This is a genomic window from Labilibaculum euxinicum (assembly GCF_963678175.1).
GTDB classification, from domain to species: Bacteria; Bacteroidota; Bacteroidia; order Bacteroidales; family Marinifilaceae; genus Labilibaculum; species Labilibaculum euxinus.
Genome location: NZ_OY782756.1, coordinates 3,423,945 through 3,442,073 on the forward strand (window position 1 = coordinate 3,423,945; position 18,129 = coordinate 3,442,073).

19 protein-coding genes and 1 riboswitch are annotated in these 18,129 nt (G+C 34.7%); of the genes, 4 read left to right on the forward strand and 15 right to left on the reverse strand.

The annotated features are described in order from the left end of the window. Positions 1-2 precede the first annotated feature (2 nt). The 12 genes from cobA to ACY0M5_RS13715 form a co-directional block, all read right to left on the reverse strand. Positions 3-776, reverse strand: coding sequence for a uroporphyrinogen-III C-methyltransferase (gene cobA / locus ACY0M5_RS13660; RefSeq protein ID WP_461629525.1), 774 nt, complete (start codon positions 774-776; stop codon positions 3-5). 90 nt (positions 777-866) lie between these two features. After that, positions 867-1,097: a hypothetical protein gene (locus tag ACY0M5_RS13665; RefSeq protein ID WP_461629526.1), complete on the reverse strand. Its 231-nt coding sequence runs from the start codon at positions 1,095-1,097 to the stop codon at positions 867-869. Positions 1,098-1,128: 31 nt separating this feature from the next. Then, positions 1,129-1,329: riboswitch (cobalamin riboswitch) on the reverse strand. A 213-nt stretch (positions 1,330-1,542) separates the two neighbouring features. Then, on the reverse strand, positions 1,543-3,186 hold the full coding sequence (locus ACY0M5_RS13670; RefSeq protein WP_191991645.1) for an AMP-binding protein: 1,644 nt from the start codon (positions 3,184-3,186) through the stop codon (positions 1,543-1,545). A 414-nt stretch (positions 3,187-3,600) separates the two neighbouring features. Then, positions 3,601-5,559 carry a tetratricopeptide repeat-containing sensor histidine kinase gene (locus tag ACY0M5_RS13675; protein ID WP_461629527.1) on the reverse strand — a complete coding sequence of 653 codons (1,959 nt, stop codon included), beginning with the start codon at positions 5,557-5,559 and terminating at the stop codon, positions 3,601-3,603. 112 nt (positions 5,560-5,671) lie between these two features. Further along, the gene (locus tag ACY0M5_RS13680; RefSeq protein WP_124994210.1) at positions 5,672-5,884 is read right to left on the reverse strand and encodes a DUF5808 domain-containing protein; all 213 of its coding nucleotides are present in this window, start codon (positions 5,882-5,884) and stop codon (positions 5,672-5,674) included. Between the two features lie 247 nt (positions 5,885-6,131). After that, a complete protein-coding gene (locus tag ACY0M5_RS13685; protein WP_156196430.1) occupies positions 6,132-7,187 on the reverse strand; it encodes a 4Fe-4S dicluster domain-containing protein in 1,056 nt (351 codons plus the stop codon). Beyond that, positions 7,168-7,464, reverse strand: a complete 297-nt coding sequence (locus tag ACY0M5_RS13690; protein ID WP_124994212.1) for a helix-turn-helix domain-containing protein — start codon at positions 7,462-7,464, stop codon at positions 7,168-7,170. The genes ACY0M5_RS13685 and ACY0M5_RS13690 overlap by 20 nt, the downstream gene beginning before the upstream one ends. 10 nt (positions 7,465-7,474) lie before the next feature. Further along, positions 7,475-9,409: a 4Fe-4S binding protein gene (locus ACY0M5_RS13695; protein WP_461629528.1), complete on the reverse strand. Its 1,935-nt coding sequence runs from the start codon at positions 9,407-9,409 to the stop codon at positions 7,475-7,477. A 94-nt stretch (positions 9,410-9,503) separates the two neighbouring features. After that, the gene (locus tag ACY0M5_RS13700; protein ID WP_461629529.1) at positions 9,504-10,805 is read right to left on the reverse strand and encodes an FAD-dependent oxidoreductase; all 1,302 of its coding nucleotides are present in this window, start codon (positions 10,803-10,805) and stop codon (positions 9,504-9,506) included. A gap of 5 nt (positions 10,806-10,810) precedes the next feature. Then, positions 10,811-11,218, reverse strand: coding sequence for a hydrogenase iron-sulfur subunit (locus ACY0M5_RS13705; protein WP_124994215.1), 408 nt, complete (start codon positions 11,216-11,218; stop codon positions 10,811-10,813). A 2-nt stretch (positions 11,219-11,220) separates the two neighbouring features. Further along, positions 11,221-11,469 (reverse strand): sulfurtransferase TusA family protein, encoded by a 249-nt coding sequence (locus tag ACY0M5_RS13710; RefSeq protein ID WP_124994216.1) that lies wholly within the window; start codon positions 11,467-11,469, stop codon positions 11,221-11,223. 33 nt (positions 11,470-11,502) lie between these two features. After that, positions 11,503-12,069, reverse strand: coding sequence for a DsrE/DsrF/DrsH-like family protein (locus ACY0M5_RS13715; protein ID WP_197092789.1), 567 nt, complete (start codon positions 12,067-12,069; stop codon positions 11,503-11,505). 465 nt (positions 12,070-12,534) lie between these two features. On the opposite strand from ACY0M5_RS13715, the gene ACY0M5_RS13720 reads away from it, so the two are divergent. Together ACY0M5_RS13720 and rarD are read left to right on the forward strand one after the other, a co-directional pair. Then, complete coding sequence (locus ACY0M5_RS13720) at positions 12,535-13,140, forward strand: Crp/Fnr family transcriptional regulator (RefSeq protein WP_461629530.1); 606 nt, start codon at positions 12,535-12,537, stop codon at positions 13,138-13,140. Between the two features lie 190 nt (positions 13,141-13,330). After that, entirely contained in the window at positions 13,331-14,233 is a 903-nt protein-coding gene (gene rarD, locus ACY0M5_RS13725; RefSeq protein ID WP_461629531.1) for an EamA family transporter RarD, read from the forward strand. A gap of 2 nt (positions 14,234-14,235) precedes the next feature. On the opposite strand, the gene ACY0M5_RS13730 is transcribed toward rarD, so the two are convergent. The 3 genes from ACY0M5_RS13730 to ACY0M5_RS13740 all read right to left on the reverse strand — a co-directional run bounded on the left by ACY0M5_RS13730 (position 14,236) and on the right by ACY0M5_RS13740 (position 15,893). Then, positions 14,236-14,691 (reverse strand): YybH family protein, encoded by a 456-nt coding sequence (locus tag ACY0M5_RS13730; RefSeq protein WP_160463516.1) that lies wholly within the window; start codon positions 14,689-14,691, stop codon positions 14,236-14,238. 179 nt (positions 14,692-14,870) lie between these two features. Next, positions 14,871-15,641 carry a transporter gene (locus ACY0M5_RS13735; RefSeq protein ID WP_461629532.1) on the reverse strand — a complete coding sequence of 257 codons (771 nt, stop codon included), beginning with the start codon at positions 15,639-15,641 and terminating at the stop codon, positions 14,871-14,873. Positions 15,642-15,665: 24 nt separating this feature from the next. Next, the gene (locus ACY0M5_RS13740) at positions 15,666-15,893 is read right to left on the reverse strand and encodes a putative signal transducing protein (protein ID WP_461629533.1); all 228 of its coding nucleotides are present in this window, start codon (positions 15,891-15,893) and stop codon (positions 15,666-15,668) included. A gap of 779 nt (positions 15,894-16,672) precedes the next feature. On the opposite strand from ACY0M5_RS13740, the gene ACY0M5_RS13745 reads away from it, so the two are divergent. Then, complete coding sequence (locus tag ACY0M5_RS13745; RefSeq protein ID WP_124994221.1) at positions 16,673-17,047, forward strand: response regulator; 375 nt, start codon at positions 16,673-16,675, stop codon at positions 17,045-17,047. A gap of 194 nt (positions 17,048-17,241) precedes the next feature. Further along, on the forward strand, positions 17,242-18,123 hold the full coding sequence (locus ACY0M5_RS13750; RefSeq protein ID WP_461629534.1) for an alpha/beta fold hydrolase: 882 nt from the start codon (positions 17,242-17,244) through the stop codon (positions 18,121-18,123). Positions 18,124-18,129 lie beyond the last annotated feature (6 nt).

Here is an 18,129-nt window from a genome sequence, read left to right on the forward strand (position 1 = left end):
TATCAAATTTCTGTTTTGGCCATTTGATTAATCAATGGTGATAATTGTTCTGAATAAGCAACTACCTCCCCAACAATAAAAATTGCCGGTGGCTTAAAGTCGTGCTGTTCCATCTTTGCCACAATATTTTCTAAAGTTCCTTTCATTACTTCCTGTTCCGGCAAAGTTCCCCAACGAATCATTGCAACCGGTGTTTCCGGTTTCCTGCCATTTGCCATCAGATTACGAACAATTCGTGGAGCCTGAGTCACCCCCATATAGAAAACCAGAGTATCAATTCCCGCCGCAATCTTATCCCACTGAATTTCTGTTTTGTGATTTTCGCACTGATGTCCTGTGAAAAAAGCTACTGAAGAAGCCACATTTCTTAATGTGACAGGAATACCTGCTGCTCCGGGAACCGCAACCCCAGCTGTAATTCCCGGAATCACCTCAAATTCAATGTCATGCTCCTGCAAACCAAGTATTTCTTCAGCTCCCCGTCCGAAAACGAATGGGTCACCACCTTTTAAACGAGCAATTTTTTTTCCCGATAAGCCAAACTCAATCAGCATTTTATTAATTTCCTCCTGAGGATAGGTGTGTTGTTTGTTCTTTTTACCAACGTAAACAATCTGACAATCAGGTTTGCAATATCCTAGCAATTCCTTGTTTACCAAATAATCGTATAAAACAACTTCTGCATTTTCAATGGCTCTGATTGCCTTCAGTGTAATTAATTCCGGATCACCTGGCCCAGCTCCAACAATGCTTACTTTACCTCTTTCGCGTATCATATTATATTGATTTTAAAGGATTCAAACCTATGTTTGCCTTTAATTATGAGCACATCAATTCTAACCTGTTGTGAAAAACAAGTTGAATTATCAAATTGTATTAATTGGGAATAGAAATTGACTCCAAAAATTAAAATTTTGCAAATGACGTTTTTCAGTCTTTACTTCTTTAATTAATATGATCATCAACCTGTTTGCTTTAGCAACAAACGAGATGAACAGAGAGTCATCTGTAACTGATCTGAATTTGAAAATTTGGTTCCGAAATAATGAACCAAGCATAATATGCCCCGCAGGCATAGATTTAGTAATTTTCTTCATAATCTTACTTTTAGTCCCGAAAGTGTCGATTAAACAAAATTGCTTTTTGGCAGGTTTTCTGACTTTCTCCCTCTTGTTGCGCCTTCCCATATCTTCCATAAGATACAGTGACATCATGCAACAGAGTTTGGGATAGAGATTACAGCTGCGGGTACAGTTCCGGACTCAAACCGGATTCCCTCTTTAATATCAGATCAAGGGATATGATATTGCCAAATCGCGAAACAAATGTATCAATATTAATTCAAGATACTAACAATCTATTTTATGAATGTAAAAACCAAAGCAAACCACCCACTACTAAACGCTGATTATCATGCAAATAACAAACACAGTAAGATCTTATTTCTGTCTAAAAACATAAAGAACAAGAAATTTTCAGATATAAAAAAACACCCCAAATGTTAGGTATAACATTTGGGGTGAAGTTTAGTCTTTTTTGTTTCTAATGGTATAGAAACCGCTTTATTTTATGCGTTGCCGTTTTTTGAAATGGATCAATTTGGGCGATCACTAACTGAACCTGCGAAAATTTATTTACACGTGAATTCACATAAACCTGTAATTCCTGCATTAACTCATCAACAGTGTCATCGACATAATTTCCCACCTCTTTTTTAAGATGTTGATATTGTTGTTCCAATTCCTCATAATTAAAATGAACCATTGCAACCAATTTTCCTTTCTGTTCAATAACTACAGACTCTATTACATGTTTAAAGTTATTGATTACCGATTCTATTTCTTCCGGATAAATGTTTTCTCCACTTGATCCAACAATCATATTTTTCAATCGACCTTCGATATATAAATAATTGTCTTTATCCATTTTTGCTAAGTCGCCGGTTTTAAACCAACCATCTTCGGTTAAAACCTCCTTGGTTTTTTCGGGCTCTTTATAGTAACCCATCATCACATTATCACCCTTTGCCCATACTTCTCCAATTTGAGTAACAGGGTCTGGATTATTGATTTTCAGCTCAACTCCGACTAAAGCAGGCCCTGTAGATTGAAATTTAGTAATTGCCGGACCACATCCTGCAATTAATGGTGCTGTTTCTGTTAATCCATAACCAATTGCATAGGGAAATTTTGCTTCACGCAAAAATAGTTCAACCTTAGAATTCAATTTAGCTCCGCCAATACCAAAAAAGGTTAATTTACCACCAAAGGTTTCCATTAATTTTTTTCCGGCAATTGCATTCAGCTTCTTGCGGAAAAACGGAATTTTATATAAATATTTGGTAACGGCTTTCCCATTAATCGACGGTAAAATTTTACTCCTGTAAATCTTCTCGATAATCAGTGGAACCGAAAACATGATGGTTGGCCGTACTTCTTTAAATGCTGACAATAATAATGAAGGCACGGGAGCTTTTCCTAAATAATAGATACAGGAACCGGCAATCATCGGAATCACATATCCCAAAGTATTTTCATAGGTGTGCGACAAAGGTAAAATTGAAAGAAAACGGTCCGTTTCATCTATAGGATGGATTGTTTTTGACAGAATAGCATTGGAGCAGATATTTTTATGAGACAACATAACACCCTTAGAGTTGCCTGTTGTTCCAGACGTATAAATAATTGCCGCCATATCATCCTCACAAACCTGATAATCCTGCTTTGGTTTTTCAGAAAGATCAAATTTCGGTGAAGATTCATTTGTATGAATTAAATTGAAATCTTCAATTGCAATAATCGATTGTAAGGTTTCAATTTTAAGGTTTTTAATTTTAGAACGCAAACCTGTCGAAACAAAAACAGCTTTTGCTTCAGAATGGCTTAAAATATTTTCAATCTCAAACTGACTAAAATCAGGTAACATTGGAACAACAACTGCACCCATAAAAGTTGTTGCATAGTAGGCCATTCCCCAATTAGGCATGTTCGTGCTCAACAGAGCAATTTTATCACCCGGTTTAATTCCCAACTTCTCAAAAAATGCAAGTAAGGCTTGAATATTTGCATAAACCTCGTTATAAGTAAAGGGAGTTTGCCCAACAAGGGCCATTGCATTACAGTTGCCGAATTTCGCTGCAGTTTCCGAAAAAAGCGCAGGAAAAGTTAAACTTTTATACTGTTTCATCATGGTTTTATTTGTCCGTTGTAGCTCAATATTAAGGTTGAATTAATACAAACTACATATGCAAGTTATAAAAAAAACAACATTGGTATTCAATTTTCACCAAATAGCTTAATCGATTGTATTTACATCAAACAGATAGTATCCCACCCAGACACTTGTAAATAAGCATCTTGACACATACTATACTTCACTGCAACACTAAAATAATTCCACTTCATAAATCCTGAAATAATTCTTTTTTTAATACATTTAAGGCTCCAAACCTTAACCTGTATCCATGAAGCCTCGTCAGTTTCTCTCTTTATCTGCTATTGGTACAATTGGCTTACGAGTCAGCCACAAAACATAGAAATGTAGTAAAAAATAGAATCGGGAGATAAGAAAGAAATATTTAATCATGAATGATTCTTTCTTTTAACCAGGAAACTCTATTTCGAAAGTACTTCCCTTTCCCAATTCGCTTTTGACTTTAATTGTTCCCTTGTGAATTCGAATTAATTCGGAACAAATACTTAAGCCCAAACCTGTACCCTGTTCTTTGTGCAGACCTTGAGTACTATTTGTTGTTTTTAAATTATCAAACAATCCATCCATAATTTCCTGCGACATCCCAGTGCCATTGTCTTTTACTTTAATGTTAACATGAGATTTTGTTCTGGCCGCATCCAATCTAATCAAACCTCCTTCATTTGTGTATTTAATGGCGTTTGAAATTAAATTATTTAAAATTGTTCGGAGAATATCAGGATCGGCCATAACCTCTTCTTCAATTAAATTATCGAATTCAATCTTTATCTTATACTGTTGCAGTTTTGATTCAAAAAAACTGTTTAACTCATCAAACAGGCGATCAAATGATATTGGTGTTGGGCAATACGAAATAGCCCCTGTTTGTGATCTCGACCAATCCAATAGATTGGTTAACAACTTCATTCCTTCCACTGATGATTGATGAATATAATCGGCAAACATCTCCGTATTTTGATAATCACCTTCTCTGCTTTCTTCCACCAATAATTCACTAAATCCAATTAAAGAATTAAAAGGATTTTTCAAGTCATGAGAAATTACTGAGAATAATTTATCCTTTGTCTGATTAATTTCGGCTAACTGAAGGTTCAATTTCCGCTGTGACTGATAGCGCCAATAAAGAACAACAGCAATTATCAACATCAGAATGATAATGATTACTAAATATGATTCTTGAAATTTTCGGGATTCCAATTCCTGCTCTGTTTCTGATAAAGCTTGCCGAATCATAAATCTATTTTGCATCTCTTCAACAATCTCAAACTGCTGAATAGAAAGAATGGAATCATATGTTAATGAAAAATGATTATAACTCTCAATCGCTTTTGATTGATCATCAACAATTTGATAAAGCTCAGCAAATGCTTTATGTGTTTTTAAGATTTTGTTATTTAAGCCTAATTTATTGGCTATATCTAATGCCTTATGAAGAGCAATTTCTGCTTTATTCCGCTCCTTTTTATGAGCATAAATGAAAGCTAAACCAATATAATCATCAACCAAACCAAAATTATGCCTGCGCTCCTGATTTAATTTTAATGCTTTCTGATAATATTCAAATGCTTTATCGTACTCCTTTTTCAGATAGAATATATTAGCCATTCCAGACAGACAAAACGCAACATATCTTACATTATTTGAACCCAGACTTTTTTGATAAGACTGCTGATAATATTTCATTGCAACATCAAGATCTCCTTTTGCTTCGTAAGTCCGTGCAATTTCCAAGGTAACCGACCCCATCCCCAATTCATTTCCTAACTCCTTCCACAATAATTTTGCCTTTTCAAAATATTCCAATGCCAAATCAAAATCTTTCTTCTCACGATGTACCAGACCCATATTCACGTAGGCATATGATTTTCCCGCAGAATGATTAAGAATATTGAATATCTGCAATGAATATTCGGAAAATTTTAAGGCCAACGGTATATTTCCAGTTAAAAAATATAAATCCCCTAAATTGTTATACGAATAAGCCAGCTGCACTGAGTCTTTTTGCTGCAGACTATACTCCAAAGCCCGATGTAAGTATGGAATTGATTCTTTCGTTTTGTATAAGTAGTGCAATTGAACGACTCCAATAAACCCATAGAGTCTTGGCAATTCTTTTTTTATATCATATTGAATAGCTAATTGCAAAGCCTGTTGCCCAAGAATAATGGCAGAATCAGAATTAATTTCCCGTAAACTCCAGCATCTATCTCCCAGCAATTTTACCTTTTTCGTAATTTCTACCTCCGAGAAAAGTTCAGAAACAGTTTTTCCTCCCGACAGGGCAAACGTGACTGTGGTAGCAAATATAAATATGATAAAAATAAGAAAGCGCCGGAATCGTATCATCAAGTGTCCAATTAAGAAAACTAAATATAAAACAAATTCCATCGAGAAAATTGATTTACCAAAATTATGAATAACCTTTTTGAGTAAGGATATTTATATGGATGTAGAACAACTAAAATAGTTGAGAACCTACAATAATTAACACAATTGCAATCACAATCAGATACGCATATGGATTTGCAAAATTAAAAGTCCACCCCAACATCGGATTGTATTTTGGAACAATTAATCGTGGATCTTTTCGGTTGCAATAAAATGGTCCATGCCAATTTCCCAGATTCTTACTCATTGAATCCAGTAAATGTTGATCAAGTTTTCTTCTCATGATTAAATATTTTTACTTCTTGATTTAACCTTTCATAAAGATAAATAAAACAGATACCAACAAAAAAATGGCCTCAAATCAGAAAACTAATTTGAGGCCGCAATATTCTTTCGAACTTGAAATTCTTTAGCAAGACTATTAAATTAATTCCCGTCATTTAAAAAGTAAAGTGAATGAAAAGCAGATCCAAGGACACTTTACTTAGCCAACAGTCATTAATTATATTGCCCTGTTAAAACAATTTTAATTAAGATATCGAAAGGCTTTTTAATTTCTCAAAATACATAGCAAACGAACGATATAAAAAATGTGTCCACTTCCCAAATGGCACTATAATAATGGCCCACTGTACAAGAACTGTTAAATGAATTAAATACATCCAAATATTAGTCTCCAAAATATCTAAATCGATAAATAAACGGACAACAAAAGCACTCAATCCCATTAGAAATAGCCAGATTACAAAAAACCAGTCGCTTGGATGTGAATTTTTACTCACCTGCGTTTTTTTGTTAAGGCGTCCAATCATGAAAATAAATGTTACTGAAAAAATAACTGCACTTTCGAGATAACCCAAAACCAGAATGAAACTGCTGTCGGTTGCAAACCAATCCAAAAACACTGTTGTGAAAAGCAATGATAAATAACCAATTACAAGGATTAAGTGCTGAAACCAACGGGTTTGACTATCATCACAACCCAATGTTCTTTTTTGGGTAAACATATGAACAATCAGTTCGCTAAATGATTTTAAATAAGCAGAGAATGACACATTCACCTTTGGTTTTCGGATTACCATATTCCACATACGAATAAGATTCGGAAGTAAAATCAGTAGAAAAACACTACCAATTGCCGACATCTCAAAATAATGACCGTAATGCAATAATAATTCAGGTTCAAAATTAAGACTTGATGCAAACCAAATTACTCCTACTGCCAACAAAACAAATGCAATAACAGATGTACTTAGAGATTTATACAGCATCCCTGAAAGCCCTGTCCAATCATATTTTGAAGTCAGGTATCTGCGAAGTGACATCATTAATTCACCTGGCTCTGCTTCACGTGGGCACGTTGCACTGCAATCACCACAATAATAGCACAACCAAGGTTCCAATGAAGTTTGAATTTCATTTTCCAAACCAAGTACACTATATCTTACCATTTTCCGTGGAAACGAGTTGTCTTCGTCTGACAAAGAGCAAACAGCTGTACAATTCCCGCAATTATAACATGCGTTTGTATCAAAAGCGCCATAGCTTTGCAACTCAGTTGTGAATTTAGGATTTATCCTTGCCATTGTCTTTTATTTTGTAATAAAAATATTCGTCCATATCATCAAGGTCGCCTGTTTCAACAAAACCGTATTTCATCAAGCTCATCAACTGATACAACACCTCATCTCCAGGTATATTTAGTGCTTTGGATAGTTGAGGAACGGTTTTATCCCCTTCTTTCAAAGCATCCATCAGTATTTTTTTTGTTTTTGTAAAATATTTAAGGTTCTCCATAACCTCTTTGGCTACAGGGTTCTTTTCTTTCCGATATTTTGCGGTTTTACCTTTTTCAACTTCCATATTAATAGTTTTAATCGGTTGATACTAAAGCGTCAATCATACTTTCAATTTGATTGTCAGTATATCCAATCAATTCAATTGCATTGGACGGACAAACAGGCATACACATTCCACACCCTTTACAAACAGATTCATTTACAGCTGCAACCAGCTTACCATTAACATCTGTTTTTGTTAAAGCACTAAATGGACATGCATCATCACATTTACCACACCACCCGCAGTTATCCACATCAATTTTGGCAATAGTAGGTGATAGAGAAAGTTCTCCCGAAGCAATTAATGAAAAAGACTTGGTTGCAGCAGCCAAAGATGAATTCATTGATTCCATAATATTCTTTGGCCCTTGAGAAGCACCAGCAATGGTTACACCATCAATTACTGTTTCAACTGGTCGCAGCTTCATGTGAATTTCATTAAAGAAATTATCTCTTCCTCTGGGAATTTTCAGAAGACTGCCAATTGAATTGTCCTGGCGGGGTACCATACCAGTTACCAAAACCACCAAATCAGCTTCCACTTCCAAAGTTTTATCGGCAGTTAAAATATCGTTAATAGTAACAATAGTCTTGTCACCTTCCTTAGACACAACCGGTGGATGATTTTCAAATGACTGCAAATAAATATCCCCCAAACGAGAAGATTCATCGTATAAAACTTCCTGTTTCCCATAGGTTCTAATTCCTCTGTTAAAATGGAAATTATACAGATCTTTGTATTTCTTTTTAGCAGTGATTGCTGCATGTATGGTAGCTGTGCAGCAATACCTTGAGCAATATTTATTATCCCCGTCAACCTGACGACTGCCTACACAATAGATATAGGCGACATTCTTAACCTCTTTTCCTTTATAAACAAGCTTATCATCGCAATAATGAACCAAACGTTTAAATTGAGGAAGAGTAACAACATTATCAATCGTTTTATAACCAAATTCGTCATTTTTTGGCTCGTATGGATCAAAACCTGTTGCAAGAAGTACAGAACCAACTTTAATATTTAGAAATTCATCCTTCTGACTAAAATCAACATTTTCGCAAACTTTTTCACACTCTCCACAGTGGGTACAATTCTCTATGTCGATTACCGGAAGTTGAGGATATTCACCGGGAAAATTGTGATAGATAGCCTTACGTGTAGTAATATTAAAGTTAAATTTATCGGGAACAACTACAGGACAAACTTCAATGGCTTTCCCTAAATTACCCTCGTTGCAATCCAATTTCATATGACGAGGAGCAATTTTCACCTTCAATGAGATATTTCCAACACTCCCGCTATTCTCAATAATTTCAGCTCCTGTAAACAATGTAATATTTTTGTGATTCATTGCTTTGTCGTAAAGACGGGTAATTAACTCCTTACCGGTTTCTTTTGACACAAACAAATCATCCCATTGAGCAACTCTACCCCCTACAAAAAATTCACGTTCTATTAAATATACCTGAGCTCCAGATTCGGCTAATTGGATTGCTGAACGAAGACCTGCAATACCGGCACCAACAACAGCTACAGTATTAGTCGCAGCTACCCGAAATGGTTCAAGGGCATTCGACCTCTTCACTTTCGCAACAGCCGCTTTTACAATCTGAATTGCTTTCTCGGTTGCCCCAACTTTATCATCAGAATGAGCCCAGGAAGCTTGTTCTCTGATATTTGCATGAATATAATTGTATTTATTCAACCCGGCTCTTTCAGCAACAGCGCTAAATGTAAGTAAATGTAATGTGGGAGAACAAGAAGCAACAACGGCACCATCCAATTGCTTTTCTGCAATATCTGTAACCATATCCTTCTGGTTGGAATCTGCACAGGCAAACATAGTTGTTTTCGATAAAAATACGCTTTCATCCTTCTCAATCTCGGCCCGAACCTTTTCCACGTCAACGTAATCTGAAATATTCCCTCCGCAATGACATACGTAAACACCTATTTTCTTTTTCATATGATTATAATTTGCTTTGTTAATTGCCATATGGAACTTTCCATGCTGGAATAATCATCCTCCTGTATGTCAAAATATCCTTGGCATGGACGTTTCATAACGATGCCCTCCTTAAATAGCTTGTAGTTTCTGCAGAAGCAGCACCTGCTGACAATATTGAATCAGGAATATCCATTGGACCCGTAGCTGTACCCGCAACAAATACGCCATCAATGCTGGTTTCAGCTGGACTGGCCAGAATATCATTTTGATTGATAAATCCATAATCATCTAATCGTAACGATTCACCTTGGAAAGAATCAGAAATTTCAGAATTAGACATCACACCTACTGAAAGTACAACCATATCGTGTTCTGCTTCCTTCACCTTACCTTCTTCAATATCTTCGTATCTTAGAATTAAGTTTCCGTTTTCCTTCTCTGTGATATTACCAATTTTACCTTTAATAAATTCTACTCCCATGTCTTTGGACTGATCGTAAAACTCATTAAAACCTTTTCCAAATGCTCTGATATGCAAGTAATAAATGGTCACATCAGCCATTGGCAGCGATCCCATTAACAATTGACCTTGCTTTATGGAATACATACAACATACCTGGGAACAAATTGGGTTACCTACCGATTTATCGCGTGAACCTGTACACAGTACATATGCGATATTATCCGGCATTTTTCCATCTCCAGGTCTCAAAATGCTATTAAAGGGTCTGGTTGGAGCAAGTTGTCGTTCCATTTGCATGGAAGTAATTACATTTTTATATTTTCCGTAACCGTAACGTGGAATTTTAAGCGGATCAAACAAGTTAAAACCGGTAGCCACAACTACGGCTTTGGTTTTAACAATAAAGTCATTGTCTGTTTGTGTAAAATCAATACATCCTGTCGGGCACACTCTTTCACATGCTCCGCACAAAGTGCAATTTATGATATCGATAGCTGCAGCACGAGGACTCGCAATACTAAATGGAATAAAGGCAGCTTTACGCCCCACCAAACCTTGTTGATATTCGTCTATTACACTAACCGGACATGCTTTCTCACACAATTGACATGCTGTACAGTCCTCGATATTTACGTATCTTGGTTTTTGATGCACATGAGCCTCAAAATTATGTTCTCCAATCTTATCAATCTTCTTAGCCTCAGCACTAAACATGATCGTAATATTGGGATGTCTGGATATTTCAGATACTTTAGGAGTAGTGATACAAGCCGCACAATCCAGAGTTGGGAATACCTTGCTAAGTGCAATCATCTTTCCTCCCAGAGATAAGTCTTTCTCAACCACCAAAACCTTATAATTAAGATTTGCGAGATTCAGAGCCGCTTCTCCGCCAGAAATACCACCGCCTACAACAAGAACATCATATTCTAATATTTTCTTTTCCGACATTCTGCTTAATTTGAAGAATTCATTAAATAATTAGTAAAACTCTTTACATGTTTTACGAATGGCTCACTGCACACAGAACATATGGCCGCCATTTTAAGACGAGCTGGATCCATTCCTTTTTGCTTTAAAAGTTCTTGAGTTGCACCTACAAGCTGACCGGTTTTATCGACACAAGATTCACCATATGGACAGTCGGTTCCATCAGCAGCTATAAATACACCATCAAACCCTTGCTCAAGGGCATGCAAAATCCACTTTGATTTGATTCCACTTGAGCAAGGAACTGTGATGGTATAGACAGTAGGCGGATAATGTAATTTCAATAAGCCCGCCATATCAATGGCCGGATCGGAGATTTTTTCTGTTGAAAAAACCAAAATCTTCGGGCTTTTATTTACTTTTTCCGCTCCCATCTTTATTTTTTTAGATAAATTTTATAAAATCCTGATTCTTCCAGTGTTCCTAAACATTCGAACCCTTTTTTGTTACACCATTTTGGAATATCATTTCTTGTACCTTCATCGGCAGAAAGAATCTCCATAATTTGACCTTTATCAATAGTTCCAATTGCTTTTTTAGCTGCTAATAGTGGTCCGGGACATGAAGTTCCACGTGCATCTACAGATGTATCTGCTTTTATTTCCAATAATTCTTCTTGTGTCATGATCTTAAATTTTAATAATTAAAAAAATTCTCTTTATATAAATAACTGTGATGTGCTCTCACCCATATCTCCGGCAAATGTTACAGCACCTGCAAAACGCATATTTGGATAATCAATCAATTCTTCTTTTTTTATTCCCATCAAATCCATCGACATCTCGCAAATAGTAATTTCAATACCAAAGTCACCAGCTTGTTTAAACATTTCTTCCAAAGAAAGAACACCATGCTTTTTCATAATCGATTTGATCATTCGTGGTCCCATTCCGCACATATTCATATTCGATAATTTCAATTTCTCCTTTCCTTTAGGAAGCATAACGCCAAACATTTTAGAAATAAAATTCTTTCCCGAAACTGTTTTTTTAGGATCACGTAAAGCGGCAAGGGCCCAAAATGAAAAGAATAATTTCACTTCTGTATCCATTGCAGCAGCTCCGAGAGAAATAACCATAGCAGCCAAAATTTTATCAAAATCACCTGATACAACCGCGATTGATAATTGATCTTGATTCATACCTTCCAGCATGGAAACCTTTGCAGTAAGGGTGTCAATTTGTTTTTGAAAATCAACAGCCTGAATTTCTGTTACTTGTTGCATTTTAGTTTTGAATTATATTAATAAACTTATATCTGAGTTTTGAGCAAATGTTTGGTCTTGACTTTTTCTGCACACCAATTATCAAATCACATATATCCAGAACAATTGCCCCACCAAGAAGAACAGTTCTGACAATCAATTTTTAATTTGTCATTTGATTTTCAATTCGTGTTGATTGCAAATATATAGAGAGGAAAAATGCCTTCTGGTTTTTAAGGCGTGATGTGAAATATATTTTAGTGTGATTCATATCACATTATAGAAATATTTATATATTTACATCTAGTTTTATTACTATAACATAGTAAAAACATATTTAATACACATATTTGACTCAAAATCAGAACAATTAATAAATAATTATTTCTTTAATCCTGATAAGAATAATTTATGAATGAAAAATCATGTAAATTTTGCAGCAACAGGTCGTCCGCTTCAAATTTTTTAAACGATAAAGAACTAAAAATGCTTGAGGAAAGCTGCGTAGATGTACAATTCCAAAAAGGTGACGTTATTTTCAGACAAAATGCTCTTTCTTCAAATATTATCTTTGTAAAAAGTGGATTGGTGAAAATACATATTACCGGCCCTGAGAGAGAACAGATTTTAAAGATTATTAAAGGACCTATTTATCTTGGAATCCCTACAACCCTAGGAGATAAGGTGAATCATTATTCTGCCACAGCATTAATGGAAACAAGAGTTTGCTTTATTAGTTTAGACTCTTTTAAAGATTTTATTGCATCAAACAGCGATTTTGCCTACGAAATAATTACCGAATTATGCAAGAATGAATTAGGGCATTTTGATCATTGTGTAAATCAAGTGCAAAAGCAAAGCCAGGGAAGAATTGCCGAAGCTCTTTGCTTTTTTGCTGAAGATATTTTTGACGAGCCAAATTTTTCACTACCTCTCTCCCGACAGGAATTTGGTGACTTAACCGGTAATTCAAGAGAAAGCGTTTCCCGGATACTTGCCAATTTAAATAGTGATGGTGTAATATCATTAAATGGGAAAAACATACAAATTCTGAATATGGAACGCCTGAAAAGCATCAGGAAAAATGGTTGAATCTCTATAAAATACCATTCTTAAATACTCTTTTACCTGCTCTAATAATTCATTCAGATTATTTATTATTCCAAAAGATAAATTCTCCTTACATCATTCTTTACGTCTTTTAAATTCGATATCTGGCAAGCAAACAATTTCGATTTTAATTACATTTGCCCAACAAAAACCGATGCTCACTCAAATTTCTATGGAAGATTCAAAGAATGCCACAATAGGATATGTATATGCCCTTCAAGCCTTTTTAACCTGGGGAATACTGCCTATATTCTGGAAATTACTTTCCAATGTTTCTGCGATAGAAATTTTAGCTCATCGTATTTTTTGGTCGTTTGTATTTCTAATAATCCTTTTACTACTGACCCGGAAAAAAAATGTATGGAATTTATTACGACAAAAGAAAACGCGTAAGAGTTTAATCATATCATCTCTGCTTATCGGCTTAAATTGGGGATTATTCATTTATGCCGTAAATGCAAAACAAATTGTTGAGGCTAGTCTGGGCTATTACATCAATCCTATTGTAAACGTAATACTTGGAATGATTATTCTTAACGAAAAATTGGATAAGCTAAAATACATTGCGGTATTAATAGCATCGACTGCAGTTATTTACCTAACAATTGATTATGGAAAATTCCCTTGGATCTCAATTGTTTTAGCCTGTTCTTTTGGTTTATATGGTCTTACAAAAAAGACTGCTGGAATTGAAGCGATATCTGCTCTGGCTGTTGAAACGCTAATTCTGGCACCATTTGCATTGGGATATATCCTATATAAAATGTGGATTGGAAACGGAGCTTTATTTACCAGCAGTATATCAACCTCAGGCTATTTAATGCTAACAGGAATTGTTACCACTCTGCCTTTATATTGGTTTGCAAAAGGAGCACAACGAATTCCGCTATCAGCTTTAGGATTTATGCAATACATCGCGCCTACCCTAATGTTGTTAATTGGCGTATTAATCTATAACGAACCATTTAGACACGAACAACTTATTGCCTTTGGTTTAATCTGGATTGCATTAGCTCTTTACACAACATCTATAATCAGAAATACAAGAAATAAAATTAAATCGGCAAAACCCTGATCCTATTTTCCCAAGCCCTGATTTCCAGAATCAAGTACGTATTTCCAATCACCATTTTCATCTTTTTTCCAAACTGAGACATAGGTTCCCTGATACAGGGAATCAACAGTTTGATAAGAATAAGTTCCGTAGGTGTAACCCAATTCTCCCGATTTTGAAACATCAGCATCCAATGGGCTCCAGGTAAATGTAATTTGAGTATCATCTCCTGAAAATTGTTTCTTAATATTTTCTTTTCCTACAAGCGGATAATTATTATCCTTAAGCATAACTGCCTCCTCCGACGCATATTTAAAAAAGGCTTTGTTCATACCATTCTCCAAACAATAATCAGAAAAAGCCACATCGGTTTCCATTAGTAATTTTTGGTTTTCTTCGTATTCTGCAGATAAATGACAAGAGCTGAAAGTAAAAAGTAAAGCAATCACAATGAGCATACTACTGTTATAATTTTTCATATTTTCCATTTATTAAATACGTTCTAAAAATAAAAGATATCCCAAAAATTATCATTTCTAAAATACAACAGAAACAAATTTATTCAAGCGATAAATTTCAAGCCCTCTTGAATAGAAAAAAAGCTTGCTCAGAGATCCTGAACAAGCTTTTTTCTGAATTGATGTATGCAATGCCTTTATTAAGGCATTCTAATTGATAATCCTAAACTAATAAAAAAATCCGGAGAAACCTTACTTAATCCAATCCCAGTTGCAAAATCGAGTTGTAAATCCTCATTTACAGAATAAGTCATTCCGGCATCCCAACGATGGTCATTTTTTCCTTCTTTAGGAAGAAAACCATATAATTCTGCGAAAGCTCCTAATTTTTCCGATAAACTCATCCCGATTACAGCAGTATAAATTCCTACGACAGTATTGCCTCCCTCAGCACCACTCCAAGCTACCCCTAAATTACCACCCAACGACATTGCTTCATTCAGTGAATATTCTCCGTTAACACGAAAATCAGCACCTAAGTATTTATTTTCATAAATGCTTGCTCCTGTTTTTGGAAGCGTAAAAGTGGTCATAATGGCTAGTTTTGGCAACCCTTCGCTTTCCTCCTGCAATTGAAATTTTGCACCAACAACTATTGGAGCAAAACCACTTTCATCAAAACTACCACCATCTGATGAAACACTCTTTCCCAAATAAGCAAGTCCTAAACGAAGCTCTATTTTCTCTAAAAGACCATATCGAACCAATGTTGAATTGTACGTTGTGTTGTTGATTTCTGAATTATATCTTTCAAACGAAAACCCGGATTCTATTTGAAATCCCTTCAAAGATACAATAGAAGCGGATTCAGTCTGGTCGGGACGATCTGTTACCATAGCTGCCTTCTCCTGAGCAGTTAACCACCCAGATAACAACACGGCAACAGCTAATAATGATATTTTTTTCATCATGTTTGCATGTTTTGCATGTAATAATTATTCTTTTTGCAATGCTTCAATACACATCCTTGCCTTTTCAGCATCCGCATCTGCAACCAATAATTCAACAGAATCGGGCACACCGCCTATTCCAACAATAGTACCTGAACTAAAATCATCTTTCAATAAAGAAGCAATTCCAGCTTCCTCCAATCTTTCCTTATAATACTGCACGTCAATAATCGATCCTATAAATACGCAGGTTAATTCGCTTCCGTCTGTCATGATAAGTAATGTTTTAAAGATTTATGTTTCCTAAACCGAAGATATAGAAAACTTTCCAAATTCCTAATTTCTATTTATTATAAATAGATGACGCATCCATTCTCTACCATCCAAAATATTGATTTTATGAATCTTACAAAAGCAGCCTATTGCAGTATATTTTATAACCCGGCAAAATAAAATTCATTCTTTGTAACAATTGGTCTGCTTTTCTAAGGACATCCTACAATATTTTGTCACAATTCATCCTAAATGATTGTAACCGCAGAAGGATAGGAATTAAAAGAAACAAAAAAACATTTAATTTTTGCTATTTTAATCACTTTGAAGATTTTAACGATTTCCATATTCAGACAAAAAATTCCATCGAATTGGTAAAAAGAAGGAAGTATTAGTTCCTGAACCTATGCTGGATTTAATCTGTTTCAGGAGTTCTCCGGCGTAATTTTACATGTATAAAGCATCCTCGCGTATTTAATGGTTCCGACTCCACCTCTAAAACAGTATTTGGAAAAATTATTAATGATGAAATAATTCATAATTGGATTTTAATTAGGTAAATTGATGCTATTCAATTTTTGGCAACAAAAATAAACGACTAAAAGAATTTTAATTTAAAACCAATACTTATAAGGCACAACAGATTAATTATCAACAATTTTAGAAATAGAACTAAATTATAAACACAAAATTTATTCTTTTCTTTTTTCCTAAAATTAAAATTGATTTAGATAGTTCGAAAAGATACTTTACATTTGATATAATAAATAATTATCTATATGAATAAGGAACAAAATAAACTCATCCTGGTTGTTGAAGATGAAGAGTTCAACAGAATATATTTTGAAGAATTACTAAATCAGATCAACTGTAACGTGTTGGTTGCTAATAATGGCCTTGAGGCTGTTGATATTTGCATAAAAAACGATAAGATTGATTTAGTGCTTATGGATATTAAAATGCCATTAATGGATGGATATGAGGCGACTAAAAAGATTAAAAAAATCAGACCCAACCTTCCGATTATAGCGCAAACCGCATTCGCTCTGCTTGGCGATAAAAAAAAATCATTGGAAAACGGCTGTGACGATTACATTGCAAAACCTGTAAAAAAGGATATTCTCATTCAATTAATAAGAAAGCACCTGACTTAAAGGAACTAATCCTTTTTATTCTTATTTTCTTGTTCATGATATTTCATGAAGTTAATATTGAATCCATACTAAATTTCGCCCACCTCTTATTAAAATATCACCTTATAAATTAAGAATTTATAACATTTCTACTCTTGCAATTCAGACTAAAAAGTATTTTATTACATTTCTGTAGAATTTAAAGAATAAGGAAGATGAGGAGAAGGATTAAAAAGCTGTTGTATGTTTCCGGATTTGCAATTTTATTACTGGTTACTATCGGGTTTGTAATCTTTCAAAAATTCAAAGCTGAATTCGATGATCAGAAAATAATAAATGAATTTCATGCTCAAAATATTTTTCCTCATAGTGAAATGATTCCTTATAAAGGAAATGAAATTCATACTATCTATATTGGTGATTTATCAAAACCTAAAGTTTTATTAATTCACGGTTCTCCCGGATATTGGTTCGATTTCAAGTATATTTTTGCAGATAAAACACTTCAAAAAGAATATTGTATAATTTCCTATGATCGACCTGGTTATGGGAAAACCACTGTTCCTGCACAAAAACACCTTAGCAATCAGGCAAAAGTTGCTGCCGCTGTTCTTAACCATTATGGAAAATCAAATGAAAAATTTATAATAGTAGGACATTCTTATGGTGGAGCCGTATTGGAACAAACAATTCTTGATTTTCGAACCAAAATAAGTCACGCCATATACGTTGCACCATGCTTATCTCCGGAATTCCAGAAAGCGAAATGGTACAATATTATGATATCAGGTGGTTTAACAAATAAAATGTTACCTCTCGAATTGAAAAACAGCAATCTGGAAATGATGGCTTTGGAAAATGATTTAAGCCTAAACGAAGGAAGATTACACGAAATTAATATCCCTACAAGCTATATACAAGGCAAAAAGGATGTTTTAGTGCCTTACCAAACACAAGCCTACTACCTTAAATTTCATAAAAATGCAGATCATAAATTGCTTGAAGATTTGAATCATTTTATTCCATGGTCGAATCCGGAACTTATTGTTCAGGCAATTAAAGAAGCAAATTCGCTGAATAAGTACAGTAAATTTTGAACTGAA

Excerpts from the sequence above, each read along its gene's own strand:
- ACY0M5_RS13735 (WP_461629532.1), bottom strand. The coding sequence starts at position 15,641 with ATGATGAAAAAAATATCATTATTAGCTGTTGCCGTGTTGTTATCTGGG.
- ACY0M5_RS13680 (WP_124994210.1), bottom strand. The coding sequence starts at position 5,884 with ATGAGAAGAAAACTTGATCAACATTTACTGGATTCAATGAGTAAGAAT.
- ACY0M5_RS13665 (WP_461629526.1), bottom strand. The coding sequence starts at position 1,097 with ATGAAGAAAATTACTAAATCTATGCCTGCGGGGCATATTATGCTTGGT.
- ACY0M5_RS13700 (WP_461629529.1), bottom strand. The coding sequence starts at position 10,805 with ATGTCGGAAAAGAAAATATTAGAATATGATGTTCTTGTTGTAGGCGGT.
- ACY0M5_RS13685 (WP_156196430.1), bottom strand. The coding sequence starts at position 7,187 with ATGGCAAGGATAAATCCTAAATTCACAACTGAGTTGCAAAGCTATGGC.
- ACY0M5_RS13715 (WP_197092789.1), bottom strand. The coding sequence starts at position 12,069 with ATGCAACAAGTAACAGAAATTCAGGCTGTTGATTTTCAAAAACAAATT.
- cobA (WP_461629525.1), bottom strand. The coding sequence starts at position 776 with ATGATACGCGAAAGAGGTAAAGTAAGCATTGTTGGAGCTGGGCCAGGT.
- ACY0M5_RS13670 (WP_191991645.1), bottom strand. The coding sequence starts at position 3,186 with ATGAAACAGTATAAAAGTTTAACTTTTCCTGCGCTTTTTTCGGAAACT.
- rarD (WP_461629531.1), top strand. The coding sequence starts at position 13,331 with ATGGAAGATTCAAAGAATGCCACAATAGGATATGTATATGCCCTTCAA.
- ACY0M5_RS13720 (WP_461629530.1), top strand. The coding sequence starts at position 12,535 with ATGCTTGAGGAAAGCTGCGTAGATGTACAATTCCAAAAAGGTGACGTT.
- ACY0M5_RS13730 (WP_160463516.1), bottom strand. The coding sequence starts at position 14,691 with ATGAAAAATTATAACAGTAGTATGCTCATTGTGATTGCTTTACTTTTT.
- ACY0M5_RS13695 (WP_461629528.1), bottom strand. The coding sequence starts at position 9,409 with ATGAAAAAGAAAATAGGTGTTTACGTATGTCATTGCGGAGGGAATATT.
- ACY0M5_RS13710 (WP_124994216.1), bottom strand. The coding sequence starts at position 11,469 with ATGACACAAGAAGAATTATTGGAAATAAAAGCAGATACATCTGTAGAT.
- ACY0M5_RS13745 (WP_124994221.1), top strand. The coding sequence starts at position 16,673 with ATGAATAAGGAACAAAATAAACTCATCCTGGTTGTTGAAGATGAAGAG.
- ACY0M5_RS13750 (WP_461629534.1), top strand. The coding sequence starts at position 17,242 with ATGAGGAGAAGGATTAAAAAGCTGTTGTATGTTTCCGGATTTGCAATT.
- ACY0M5_RS13740 (WP_461629533.1), bottom strand. The coding sequence starts at position 15,893 with ATGACAGACGGAAGCGAATTAACCTGCGTATTTATAGGATCGATTATT.
- ACY0M5_RS13690 (WP_124994212.1), bottom strand. The coding sequence starts at position 7,464 with ATGGAAGTTGAAAAAGGTAAAACCGCAAAATATCGGAAAGAAAAGAAC.
- ACY0M5_RS13675 (WP_461629527.1), bottom strand. The coding sequence starts at position 5,559 with ATGATACGATTCCGGCGCTTTCTTATTTTTATCATATTTATATTTGCT.
- ACY0M5_RS13705 (WP_124994215.1), bottom strand. The coding sequence starts at position 11,218 with ATGGGAGCGGAAAAAGTAAATAAAAGCCCGAAGATTTTGGTTTTTTCA.